11 protein-coding genes are annotated in these 12199 nt (G+C 61.8%); 2 read left to right on the forward strand and 9 right to left on the reverse strand.

Translation table 11 applies throughout. The annotated features are described in order from the left end of the window. Positions 1 to 23: 23 nt before the first annotated feature. The 3 genes from ACQ4WM_RS22360 to ACQ4WM_RS22370 form a co-directional block, all read right to left on the reverse strand. Positions 24 to 1682 (reverse strand): methyl-accepting chemotaxis protein, encoded by a 1659-nt coding sequence (locus ACQ4WM_RS22360; RefSeq protein ID WP_436548856.1) that lies wholly within the window; start codon positions 1680 to 1682, stop codon positions 24 to 26. Between the two features lie 438 nt (positions 1683 to 2120). Beyond that, positions 2121 to 2576 carry a thioredoxin TrxC gene (gene trxC, locus ACQ4WM_RS22365; RefSeq protein ID WP_436548857.1) on the reverse strand — a complete coding sequence of 152 codons (456 nt, stop codon included), beginning with the start codon at positions 2574 to 2576 and terminating at the stop codon, positions 2121 to 2123. A gap of 72 nt (positions 2577 to 2648) precedes the next feature. After that, positions 2649 to 3254, reverse strand: coding sequence for a LysE/ArgO family amino acid transporter (locus ACQ4WM_RS22370; RefSeq protein WP_436548858.1), 606 nt, complete (start codon positions 3252 to 3254; stop codon positions 2649 to 2651). Between the two features lie 221 nt (positions 3255 to 3475). On the opposite strand from ACQ4WM_RS22370, the gene ACQ4WM_RS22375 reads away from it, so the two are divergent. After that, on the forward strand, positions 3476 to 4387 hold the full coding sequence (locus ACQ4WM_RS22375) for a LysR family transcriptional regulator ArgP (RefSeq protein ID WP_436548859.1): 912 nt from the start codon (positions 3476 to 3478) through the stop codon (positions 4385 to 4387). A 101-nt stretch (positions 4388 to 4488) separates the two neighbouring features. After that, a complete protein-coding gene (locus tag ACQ4WM_RS22380) occupies positions 4489 to 5433 on the forward strand; it encodes an alpha/beta hydrolase (protein ID WP_436548938.1) in 945 nt (314 codons plus the stop codon). Positions 5434 to 5465: 32 nt separating this feature from the next. On the opposite strand, the gene ACQ4WM_RS22385 is transcribed toward ACQ4WM_RS22380, so the two are convergent. From ACQ4WM_RS22385 to ACQ4WM_RS22410, 6 genes are all read right to left on the reverse strand, one after another. Next, positions 5466 to 5780, reverse strand: a complete 315-nt coding sequence (locus ACQ4WM_RS22385) for a DUF2628 domain-containing protein (RefSeq protein ID WP_436548860.1) — start codon at positions 5778 to 5780, stop codon at positions 5466 to 5468. 7 nt (positions 5781 to 5787) lie between these two features. Further along, positions 5788 to 7068 (reverse strand): YncE family protein, encoded by a 1281-nt coding sequence (locus ACQ4WM_RS22390; RefSeq protein WP_436548861.1) that lies wholly within the window; start codon positions 7066 to 7068, stop codon positions 5788 to 5790. A 60-nt stretch (positions 7069 to 7128) separates the two neighbouring features. Continuing rightward, on the reverse strand, positions 7129 to 7977 hold the full coding sequence (locus ACQ4WM_RS22395) for a creatininase family protein (protein ID WP_436548862.1): 849 nt from the start codon (positions 7975 to 7977) through the stop codon (positions 7129 to 7131). A gap of 143 nt (positions 7978 to 8120) precedes the next feature. Continuing rightward, entirely contained in the window at positions 8121 to 9758 is a 1638-nt protein-coding gene (locus tag ACQ4WM_RS22400; protein WP_436548863.1) for a methyl-accepting chemotaxis protein, read from the reverse strand. Between the two features lie 65 nt (positions 9759 to 9823). After that, positions 9824 to 10933 carry a patatin-like phospholipase family protein gene (locus ACQ4WM_RS22405; protein WP_436548864.1) on the reverse strand — a complete coding sequence of 370 codons (1110 nt, stop codon included), beginning with the start codon at positions 10931 to 10933 and terminating at the stop codon, positions 9824 to 9826. Between the two features lie 287 nt (positions 10934 to 11220). Then, positions 11221 to 12132 (reverse strand): LysR family transcriptional regulator, encoded by a 912-nt coding sequence (locus ACQ4WM_RS22410; protein ID WP_436548939.1) that lies wholly within the window; start codon positions 12130 to 12132, stop codon positions 11221 to 11223. Positions 12133 to 12199: the final 67 nt, after the last annotated feature.

The raw sequence follows: 12199 nt of genomic DNA on the forward strand, positions 1-12199 counted from the left end.
GCGCGCCATTACCATCATCAGAACTACGCTATCGCAATGCGCCGTGACGGCTTGCTCTGCGGTCTACCGGAATAGACATGGGCGGGCCTGGCGGGGGCGCTGCGAGTGCTGTCGAGCTTGAACACACCGACCACCTGCTCCAATTGGCGGGCCTGGTCCTGCATGGCCTCGGAAGCGGCCGCCGCTTCTTCTACAAGCGCGGCATTTTGCTGGGTCACGCTGTCCATTTCGCTGATGGCCTGGTTAATCTGCATGATCCCGGATTCCTGTTCAGCACTCGCGGCACTGATTTCTTCCATGATATTGGTTACGCGCCGAACACTAGCGACGATTTCGTCCATGGTACTGCCGGCGGCCCCTACCAGTTTGCTACCGGTATCGACCTTGTTGACCGAATCGTTGATGAGTGTCTTGATTTCCTTGGCTGCCGTCGCCGAGCGTTGTGCCAGGTTGCGCACCTCGGTGGCGACTACCGCGAAGCCACGACCTTGTTCACCGGCGCGGGCGGCTTCGACAGCCGCGTTCAGCGCCAGGATATTGGTCTGGAATGCAATCCCGTCGATCACGCCGATGATGTCCGAAATCTTCCGGGCGGAGTCGTTAATTGCGGCCATCGTATGCACTACCTCAGACACCACACTGCTTCCGCGCACTGCTATTTCGGTGGCGCTGGCGGCCAGCACGGTAGCCTGGCGGGCGTTGTCGGCGTTCTGCTTGACGGTGGAGGTGAGTTCTTCCATCGATGAGGCGGTTTCTTCCAGGGAGCTGGCCTGCTCCTCGGTACGCGAGGACAGGTCGAGGTTGCCAGTCGCCAGTTGCTGGCTGGCGGAAGCGATGGCCAGTGTGCCGTGGCCCACCTCGGTGATAATGTCATGCAGTTTCTTGACGAAACCATTAAGCGAATTGGCTACCTGTCCGAATTCAGCACTTTGCGACGGCAAACGGTAAGTCAAATCCCCGTCCCCACTGCGCAAGTCTTCGGTGGCGCGCAAAATTGCCCGCAGCGGCACCAGCACCATGCGCGCCAGCAGTATCGCCAGCAACACCGCCAGCGCCACGGCGAGGGTACCGCCTCCGACCAGAGTGGCATTGGTAATATTTTGCAGCGACGCTGCATCCTTGCGGCGCTCGATCAGAAGAGAATTTTCCGCATCGGCCAGCTGGCTCAGCGTGGCACGCATCTGGTCCATCATCGATTTACCTTTGGCGCTTTGTTCGAACACGATCACCGCCTCCATCTTGCTGCTGTCGGCGTTGGCAGCCTTACGTAGCGCGATGGCTGGCTCGGCGGCGGCAGCGCGCCATTGCTGTTCCAGATCCTCCAGCGTTTTCAAGCGCGCTTGCTGCTTGTCGTTGTCGGATGTCAGCGCCTTGACCTTGGCCAGGTTTTTCTGAAACTCGGCGCGACCTGCCGTGTAAGGTTCCAGCGAGGCGATGGCGCCGGTGAGTGCGAAACCGCGCTCGCCCGTCTCCATGTTGATCAGGCTCGCAAGCATGTCCTGGCTGGCGCCCAGCACTTCATAGGTATGAACGTTCCAGCCATTCGCCTGATTCAGCTTTGAGAAATTGCTGTAGGCCACAGTGAGCAATACCAGCAGGATGGCGACAATGGAGCCAAAGCCGAGATAAAGACGGGTGCCTATACCAAAATTTGAGGTGGTTTTAGAGGTTGTTGTTTGCATGATGTGCCGGCCGTTCCAAATGGGGTCCGATTTTCCGGACCCGGTTGTGATTTCACGCACATATCCACGTTAACGTCATGAGTCTTGGTAATGCCTGCTAGATCAGACGCAACAAGGATCAAGTGCGCGGTCTAATGACTCCCTGGGCCGCGCGAGTGTGGCGGGCAAAGGTCAAAGTTGAATCATCGAACGGGACGACGACACGGAGGCGTGGTGGCGTTTAACTTGAGAATCAAGCTGTCCTGGAGCAATATTGCGGTATTGCATATTAAATAGCAACAATATTCTGTCAGGAAAGATTTCTGCGTGATCGAGCAACATGGAAAATACCCACGTTTTCATTCTGAACACAGCAAAATGGCCGGTGACGCGAATTTGCCACAATGATCGAAATTCATGCAAATTCGGTTTCATGTCGGCATGGACCACCACGCATCGTCAGCCGCGCTGTGCCTTCGCGCGCGCCCAGCTGACAATCGTGTTGGCATCGACCGCGCCAGGCTGGCGCGCCACTTCCATGCCGTTCTGGAACAGCGCCAGGGTGGGGATGCTGCGGATGGCGAAGCGGGCGGCGATGTCCTGCGACGCTTCGGTATTGACTTTGACCACCCGAAACGCCGGCTCCAGGGTTTGCGCGGCCTGGGCGTAGAACGGGGTCATGGTGCGGCAAGGCCCGCACCACGGCGCCCAGAAGTCGACCAGCACGGGAATGTCGGTGCGCTCGATATGCTTCAGGAAGCGCGCGCTCGACAGGTCTACCGGTGCCCCCGTAAACAAGTCCTTCTGGCACTTGCCGCAGGTGGGCTGCTCACGCAGCCGCGCGGGCGGCAGGCGGTTGACGGCGTCGCAATGGGGGCAGACGATATGCAGGGATACTGGCGTGCTCAAGGTCATGATAATGGCGCTGTGGACTGATTCATAAAACCCTACCTTAGCAGAAATCCCTGCCGCCTTCAGCGGGCCTGCTTACAGGAACAGCGAGGCCGCAATCGCCCACATCACGAGCGCGATAATGCCGTCTAGCACGCGCCAGGCCATGGGCCTGGCAAACACCGGCGCCAGATAGCGCGCACCAAAGCCCAGCACGAAAAACCACAGCGCCGAGGCCATGATGGCGCCGCCGGCAAAGTACACGCGGCCGCTGCCCTCGTGCTGGCCGCCAATCGAGCCCAGCAGGATCACCGTGTCGAGAAAGGCGTGCGGGTTCAGCAGGCTGAACGCCAGCGCCGCGCCGATCACGGCCCAGTAGCCTTCCGGCGCCTTGGCGGTCGAGGCCGTCAAGGCGGCAGGACGCCATGCCGATTTGGCCGCCCGCAGCCCGTAGGCGATCAGGAAGGTGGCGCCGCCAGCCTTGGCCCACAGCAGGAAGTTGGGGTTGTTGGCGATCACCGTGCCCATGCCGGCCACGCCGGCCGAGATCAGCAAGGCGTCGCACGCCAGGCAAACCAGAATGCAAGTCAGCACATAGTGGCGTTTCAGGCCCTGTTTCAGCAAGAACGCGTTTTGCGTGCCGATGGCCACGATCAGGCTGGCGCCCAGGCCCATGCCTTTCAAGAAGATTGCGCTATCCATGTTCATTCCTTTATCGATGCTTTCCCCTGGCGCGCAGCCGCCCACGCCAGGCCGGCAGGACGCTCGGCGAGGCTGTAAAAGGTAGAAGGACGGTGGGCGCGATGATGTCAGCGTTGCTGACTGTGCCGCGCGCGGAGGAAGTTGTTACCCTAAGACAGCAGTGTAAAGAAAAAGTAAATATAAGTATAATCAATGATTCTAAACATATATAAGAGATGCTTATGCGCGTAGTCGATTACCGGGGGCTGGCGGCGCTCGATGCCGTGATCGGCCTGGGCAGCTTTGAAAAGGCGGCGCAAGCACTGGCCATCAGCCAGCCGGCAGTCTCGCAGCGCATCCGCACGCTGGAGAACCTGGAGGGCACGCTGCTGGTTATCCGTAGCCACCCGCCGGCACCGACCGAAGCGGGCCAGCGCCTGATCGCCCACTACCGGCAAGTCAAGCTGCTGGAAGCGGCGCTCGACGCCCAGCCCGGCCCGACCACCCGCCTGCCCGAGCTGGCGATTGCAGTGAACGCCGACAGCGCCGCCACCTGGATCCCGGAAGCGCTGGGGCCGCTGTTGACGCCGCCCTCGTGCCTGCTCGATATACGCCTCGATGACCAGGACCACACCCTGAGCCAGCTGCGCGAGGGGCGCGTATTTGCCTGCGTCACCAGCGCTACCGACCTGGTGGCGGGCACCACTGCCACTGCGCTGGGCGGCATGCGCTATCTGTGCGTGGCCTCGCCAGCGTTTGCCGCACAGTGGTTTGCCGACGGCTTTACTGCCGAGGCCGTCAACCAGGCACCCGCCATCACCTTCGGCAGCAAGGACGCGCTGCACGAACGCTACCTGGAGCACCGGCTCGGCTATACGGGCCGCTACCCGCACCATGTGCTGGGCTCGGCCCGCGACTTCGTGCGCCTGATCGAGATGGGCTACGCCTACGGCATGGTGCCCTTGCTGCAGGCGGAAACGGCACTGGCCGCCGGCCGGCTGGTCGACGTGGCGGCCGGCCAGGCGCTCGACGTGCCGTTGACCTGGCATGCCTGGGATATCCAGACGCCGCTCACGCGCACCTTGTCCGACGCGGTGATCGCCACGGCCCGCAGATGGCTGCTGCAGCCTTCGGATAACGATCATGAGCATTGACTCATGAGCGTTGACCCCAGCAGTGTGCGCCTGCCGCCCTGCTTGACCTACACTGAGGCAACTATCACAAACCGACCGGTCCCATGAGTATGAGTATGAATATGAGCATTGCGCGCGCCACCAAGCTGGCTTTGCTGGCCATCATCCCCTTGGCAGCCGGCCTGGTCGCCTGCTCGCCGCTGGGTGCCATCAACGCGCTGTCGTCCGGCAGCGCATCGACGGTCACGCTTGCGCTGCCGTATGGACCATTGCCGCGCCAGAAACTCGATGTGTATGCGCCAAAAAACCACGCCGGGCTTTCACCGGTGGTGGTATTTTTTTACGGCGGCAACTGGAGCACGGGCGAGCGGGCAGACTATGCTTTTGTCGGCCATGCGCTGGCCTCGCGCGGCTATGTGGCCGTGATCGCCGACTACCGCTTGTACCCTGAAGTGCATTACCCGGAAATATTGCAGGATGCGGCCAGCGCCGTGGCCTGGACGACGCTTGAGGTACGCCGTTATGGCGGCGACCCGGCCCGCCTGTTCGTCATGGGCCATAGCGCGGGCGCCTATAACGCGGCCATGGTGGCACTCGACGCCAGCCTGCTGGGCCGCCACGGCATGCGCCCGCAAGACTTGCGCGGCTGGATCGGCCTGGCCGGCCCGTATGACTTCTTGCCGATCGAGAACCCGGACGCCAAGCCCGTGTTTTTCTTTCCCGACACCCCTGCTTCCTCGCAGCCGATCAACCATGTAACGGCGGCGCCGCCGCCGGCGCTATTGATCGCCCCGCGTCCTGGCCGCGACAAGCTGGTCGATCCGCAGCGCAATACCGGCGGCCTGGCGGCAGCCTTGCGCGCGCAGGGCCGGCCCGTGACGGAGCAGTATCTCGATGGCGTCAGCCACGCCACCCTGGTCGCCTCGCTGGCCGGCCCCTTGCGCATGCTGGCGCCCACGCTGGACCGTGTCAGCACCTTTATCGATGCCAACAGCGCGCCCGTGGCGAACGCCGGCATCAACGCTCGACCCCAGCCGGCGCCGCAAACAACAACGCCCGTCCGGTAAGGGACGGGCGTAAACATACCGTTACTGTTGCTTCAGCCGACCCGCGTATAGCCCTGGCGCTCCAGCGATGCCGCCAGCCAGCGGTTGCCATACCAGCCGCGCATCAGCAGGTAGGACAGCTGCGCGCAGCTGGCCAGCAGCAACGCCGCCTCCCTGCCCTGGCTATCGGCCAGTTCGGCGCTGGCCGACAGGACGACGTCCAGGCAAAACATCGGCAACAGCCACCACCAGCGGCGCTTGGCGACCGCCCACAGTGGACCGAGGAAGAAAGCGGGCCAGGAAAAGCCCGCGCTGACATACGCATAACGGCCGTTGCCGTCAGCGTACAAGGTACTGCCTCGTTTCATGCCATCCTTAGCGCAGATTGCCCGTATGGCCCAGCGAATAGCGGCCCGGCTGCGGCCACACGGTCAGGCCGTGCGGCTCCTGGCCCACTTTGACCTTCGACACTACACCGCTGGTGGTGTCGATGCGGTAGACCACGTCGTCGAAGCGGCCGGACAACCACAGGTATTTGCCGTCGGCCGAGACGTTGCCCATGTCGGGGCTGCCGCCGCCCGGGATCACCCACTGCGTCACCACTTTTTCGGTGGCGAAGTCGATCACGCTGACGCTGCCCTTGCCATTGCGCTTGCCATGGATGCGGTGCGTACCGCGGTTGGCCACATACAATTTCTTGCCGTCACGGCTGGGGTACAGGCCGTGCGCGCCGACGCCGGTCTGAATAAAGCCGATTTCCTTCAAGGTGGCGCCATCGACGATGTGCACGCCGTCAGCGTCCATGTCGGCGATAAAGAATTTCTTGCCGTCCGGCGAAATGCGTATGTCCTGCGGCATGCCCTTCTTGACGCTGCAAATCTCATTCGCCGGACCGCCTACCGGGCCGGACTCGGCAAAACGCTTGGCCGGCATCTGCAGTTTCAGGTAGCCATCGACCTTGCGGCCCACCAGGTCGATCTTGGCGATGGTGCCGTCGAACTCGCAGGTGAACATGGCGTAGCGGCCATCGTTCGAAAAGTCGGCATGGTTGATGCCGCCGCACTGAGGCGTGTCGATCGAATACTGCACCGCCATGGTCTTCGGATCCCTGAAGTCCAGGCGGTGGCGCGCTTCGGCCACCACGATGGCCGACTTGCCGTCCGGCGTGTAATACATATTGTAGGGATCGTCGACCGGCACTTCCTTGCCGTGCTTGCCCGTCAACGGGTCGATCGGCGTCAGGCTGCCCTTGTCGGTACGCTCGGCATTGTTGGCCACCCACAGGGTGCGCAAATCCCACGACGGCACCACGTGCTGCGGGCCCATGCCGACCTTGAACTTGTCGACGACTTTCAGGCTTTCCTGATCGATCACGTATACATCGTTCGAGCGCAGGTTGGGCACGTAGACGCGCGGCAAATGGTCTTTGACCACGGCGTTCATATTGGACGGGCCGATGCTGCCATAAACATTTTTGGGATCGACCAGCGGCGGCATGCCGGGCAGCGGCGAATAGGCAGGCGCGGCGGCAGGCGCCGCTGCTGGTGCCGGGGCCGGGGTTGCGGCGCCGATGACCTGGCTGGCCACGCCCAGGCCGGCGAGTGCGGCGGCCAGGGCAGTAACGGTGACGATGGTGCGTCGTTGGAGTATTTTCATGTCGGTTCGCGTATTTTCGTTGCAAATGCCGGACACCTGCTGGCGGCCGGGTGGAAAGAATTATTTGTGCTGCAGCAATTGCTTGATGGCCGCTACCGAGGTGTCGACCTGCAACTTGATGCCGATCTGGCCAAGCTCTGCCGTGGCTCGCGTGGCGTCACCGCGCACGCCGTCGGCCACACCGGGCCTGGCGCCATGAGCCATGGCTTCGCTGCGCACCAGCGACGGGTCGGTCGCCAGCATCAGCGCCGCGTCCGCCAGTCCAGCATGCAGGCCGATCTCGGCGGTGCTGAAACCGCGCTTCTGCAGTTCGGCAATATATTTGGTTTGGGTAATGTCGTAGTAGTCGAGCAAGGCCCAGGCGCGTGCATCCGCACCCTTGCCACCCTTGCTCCAGGCGCGGTTCAGTTTGGTCGCGACATTCTGTTCATTCTTCTGGTAGCCGCCATGGTCGCCGATAAAGATAATGTCGCGAAAGCCATGCTGGCGCAGGCTGGCGGCCGCGCCTTCGAGCACGGCTTCAAAGGCGGCCGGCGGTATCGAGATGGTACCCGCATGGCGCATATGGCCGGCCGGCGGGGAAATGCTGCCTTCAGGCACGTAGGACACGACCGGCGCGACGATGGTATTGCCCAGTTTTTGCGCGATCTGGCGCGCCAGCATGCCGGCACGCACATTGTGCTTGCCCAGCGCGATATACGGACCGCTCTGCTCGACGCCGCCGATCGGGATCAGCACCGTGGTGGCGCCGTGATCGATGCGATCGCGCAATTCGGTACTGGTCAGCTCTTCCAGCACGACGCTGGATGACGGTGCGGCCAGGCACGACAAGGGCAAGGCAAAAGTCAGGGAGAGGGCAAGCAGGCAGGCGCGTGGCGCCAGTGGCAGGCGGTACTGCAAAGTCATCATCAAACATCTTTCGTGGTCATCAGGCGTGACGCCCTGCCTGGCGAGACCAGGCAAGCTGCTGCCACAAGGAATTGTATTCCATCGGGGCAGCAACAGCACGTTAATTTGACACGATTTGGTGCGAATTGACTACAGGCAAATTTTTAGGCCAGCAGGCGCTGCGCACGCTCCGATGGACGGCGTGGCGCTTTTTGCGCTGGCAGCCCACCGACCACGCCCAGCTTGCGGCCAGCCGCTTCGCCGCGCAGGCGGAACACGGCCACCACGTCGACCAGTTCCACGGCGCGGTCCTGCAGCGAGACGGCAGCGGCGGCCGCCTCTTCCACCAGCGCCGCGTTTTGCTGGGTAACCTGGTCCATCTGCGAGATGGCCTGGTTGACCTGTTCGATGCCGGCGCTCTGCTCATGGCTGGCATTGGCGATCTCGCCCATGATATCGGTCACGCGACGGATGCTGGTAACGATCTCTTCCATGGTGGCGCCGGCCTGGTCGACCAGCGCGCTGCCGGTGTTGACTTTCTCGACCGAATCCTCGATCAAGCCCTTGATTTCCTTGGCTGCCGCCGCGCTGCGCTGGGCCAGGTTGCGCACTTCGGTAGCGACCACGGCAAAGCCACGGCCCTGTTCGCCGGCACGCGCCGCTTCAACCGCTGCGTTCAACGCCAGGATATTGGTCTGGAAAGCGATACCATCGATCACGCCGATGATGTCGGCGATCTTCCTGGCCGACGCATTGATCGAGCCCATCGTGCCCACCACCTGCGCCACCACGGCCCCACCCTTGCTGGCCACTTCCGAGGCCGACACGGCCAGGGTATTGGCCTGGCGCGCATTGTCCGTGTTCTGGCGTACGGCCGCGGTCAGCTCTTCCAGGCTGGACGCGGTTTCTTCCAGCGAGGAAGCCTGCTGCTCGGTACGTACCGACAGGTCGGCATTGCCGGCCGTGATCTGGCCGGCGGCCACGCTGACCGTATCGGCCGAGGTGCGCACGGTGGCAATCACTTCGACGATACGCTCAAGGAACTGGTTGAAGGCGGTCGCCGTGCGGCCCACTTCATCCATGCGCTCGACCGGCATCGCCGACGACAAGTCCAGGGTCGAGCTGACGCGTTCGAGCGTGCTCTGGATATTGCCCAGGCCACCGCTGATGGTGCGGTAGATATGCCAGGCCAGGCTGCCGGTCAGCAACACGGCCACAGCCAGCACGGCCAGCATGGTGTACAAGGCGGTATCGTAGGCGGCCAGGCTTTCGGCCTTGACGTCCGACACCAGTTTGTTGTTGTAGGCGATATGATCGTCGAGGCTTTTCTTGGCGGCGGCGGCCGTCAGGGCCAGCGGCGTGCCGGCGAGCAAGGTCGCGCGCACGCCCTCGATGTCGTCCGCGTAGGCGGCGGCAAAAAATGGCGCCAGCGCGCGGCGATATGCTTCCATCGCGGCCTGGTCGGCGTCGAGCATCTTGCGGTCGGTTTCATCGTAGATGCGTTCGGCGCGGTAGGTGGCGACCAGATCGTCGAAATTTTTGTTGGCGGCGGCCAGCGCCTTGTCGAGCGCGCTCTTGTCGGCCAAATTCGAAAACACCGACAAACGGTAGCCGGCCAGGCGCGAATCGGTCAGCGCGGCCTTGGCAGCGTTCAGGCCCTGGATGCTGGGAATGATGCGGTTCTGGACCGTATCGAAACGTTCCTGGGCACGCTTGAGCTGGAAGGCGCCGCCGGCGCCCAGCAACAGCAGGGCCAGCAAGGCGATGGATAAAGTCAGTATTAATTGCTTGGTGATATTCATGTGTGCCCGTCAGTGAAGCAAAACTGGATTGGTGAAGTTAATTAATGGTTGATTGCAGCGACCGCTCATGCAGCCAGTGCCGCGTCTTGCGACGTGCGGCGCAGCAAGCTGCCATGCTCGCGGCAAAAAGCGGCGCCGGCCTTGTAGCCCACATCGAACAGCAGTTGCATGTTCGAGCTCGACCAGTCGAGGGTGTCGGGCCAGTGTTGTTCCGGTATGCCGTTCATCAGGTCGAGCTTGAGCAGACGGCGCTTGGGCTGGCCCGTATGCGCGTCCGTGTTGTGCTCGAGCTCGAACAGGCGCAACTCGGTTTTGGAAATCTTCACCAGCGGCGTGATGATGGAACGCACCCAGGCGTCGTACAGGTTGCGCGGCTTGCGCAACAGGCGTTCATCGCCGAGGATGTCGAGAATGACCAGGGTATCGGCATCGTGGTGCTCGCCCTTGCCTTCAATAAATGGATCGAAATTGAGGGTATCGAGCGCTGCGCCTTCGATATAGTCGCTGCCGGCGATATTGGTCGGCGCGTACAGGAACGGAAAGGACAGCGCCGCGCGCACATGCTCGGGGCCGATTTCATGCTTGCCCCAGTTCTGCATGCGGTGCTCGGTCAGGTTGTAGGCATTGATGTAGAACTGCGGGCGCATGGTTTTCACGCCCGAGAAATCCACTGCTTTTTCCAGGAAGGGCAAATGCGCGCACAGACCCAGGCTTTTCGATGACAGGTCCGATGGCGACAGGGAAGACATCATCAGCTTGCCCCAGTCCGACCATGCCGCAGGCGCCCCCGCAAACGTTTGCTTGAATGCTTGCACGAAAGGATTGCTGGCTGGTGGCTGGAATGCATCGCGAAAGGTGCTGGCCTGCATGCCCGGCTTCTGGAAAATCTTGTAGTTAATCGGGATCATCTTGTAGATGCTGTCGGCCACGCCCGTATCGGCCCAGCTTTGCAGCGCCTGGCGCGGCGTGGCCTCGTGCGGCGTGGTGTACAGCAGCCCCATCAGCACGCCAGCACCGGACGCCGAAATCACGTCGAACTCGACACCCTCGTCGACAAAGGCGGCCAGCGCCCCCGCGATCAGGGTGGAATTGGGTGCGCCGCCACCGAGCAGCAAACCGGTCTTGCGCGCTGGCATTGAGGTCACGGCGGGGGCGTTTACGTTCACAGATTTCATGTGTACTCCTTTATGGCGGAGCAGTCCTGCCCCTGGGGATCAATCGGCGCTCGGCTTTTATGCCGCACTTTTCAGTGAAAGAATGTTGCAAAAGAAGATATTAAATTAACATAAATAAATTCCACATGGCAATTTAGTTAACGCATGTATGACATTCAGAAAGGCCATAAGTCGCGCCCATGCGGCTTGCGAGTGTTGCAGTGCAACAAAAAATATTATGGGGCCTGACAATAAGTGTTGCTACATGGAAAATTTGACAACTTCGGAAGGATGGCAGAGGCGCAGTCTCAAGGACTGGCGGAAAAACGCAGATGAGCACACAGGAAGTCGACAAACACCCGCAATTTGGGAGACAGGTGGCGGCTCGATGGCCACAATATCCAGAATTTGCTCGACGTGAGCAGATATCGCTGCAATACCTGCCGCAGCTCGCCGCGCGCGACGGAATCGGCCACGATAAAGTCTGGCAGATAGGCCAGGCCGACGCCCTGAATGGCCGCGCCGATCAGCGCTTCGATATTGTTGCAGGTCAGCGCAGTACGCAAACGTAACTCCGGCGAGCTTGCCGCTTGGCCATGCTGCAGCGCCCACTCCTGCAATTTGCCGGTACTGGGGAATTTGTAGCGTACGCAGGCATGCGAATCCGACTCCAGCGCCTGCGGCGTGGCCGGCACGCCATGACGGGCAAAATACGCGGGCGAACCGACGATGGAAAACGCGAATGGCCCCAGCTCGCGCGCCATCAGGCGCGAATCGGTCAAGGTGCCGCTGCGCACGGCCACATCAACGCCCTCGGCCACCACGTCGACCAGGCGGTCGTTGAAATCGAGGTCGAGTTCGATTTCGGGATACAGGCGCGTAAATTCTGCCAGCAGCGGCAGGATGATGCGGTAGCCAATCACCGGCAGGCTGACCTTGAGCTTGCCGCGCGGCGCCTCGGCCAGGTGCGACAGTTCCGCCTGTGCATCCTCAATATCGGCCAGGATGCGCAGGCAGCGCTCGTAGAACAACGCGCCTTCGTTGCTCAGGCTGATCCTGCGCGTGCTGCGGTTGAGCAGCCGCACGCCCAGCTTTTCTTCCAGCCGCGCCACGCTCTTGCCCACCGCCGAGGCCGATACGCCCAGCAGGCGCCCGGCCGCCACAAAACTGCAGGTTTGCGCTGCCTGCACGAAGGCGGCAATACCGTTGAGCTGATCGATGGCCATGATTAGAGCGTTTTTGTCCGTTATGAGTGGATTTTAAGCTACTTTTTCTGTAATTAAAGCC

Source organism: Janthinobacterium longum, from assembly GCF_051380735.1.
Lineage (GTDB): Bacteria > Pseudomonadota > Gammaproteobacteria > Burkholderiales > Burkholderiaceae_D > Janthinobacterium.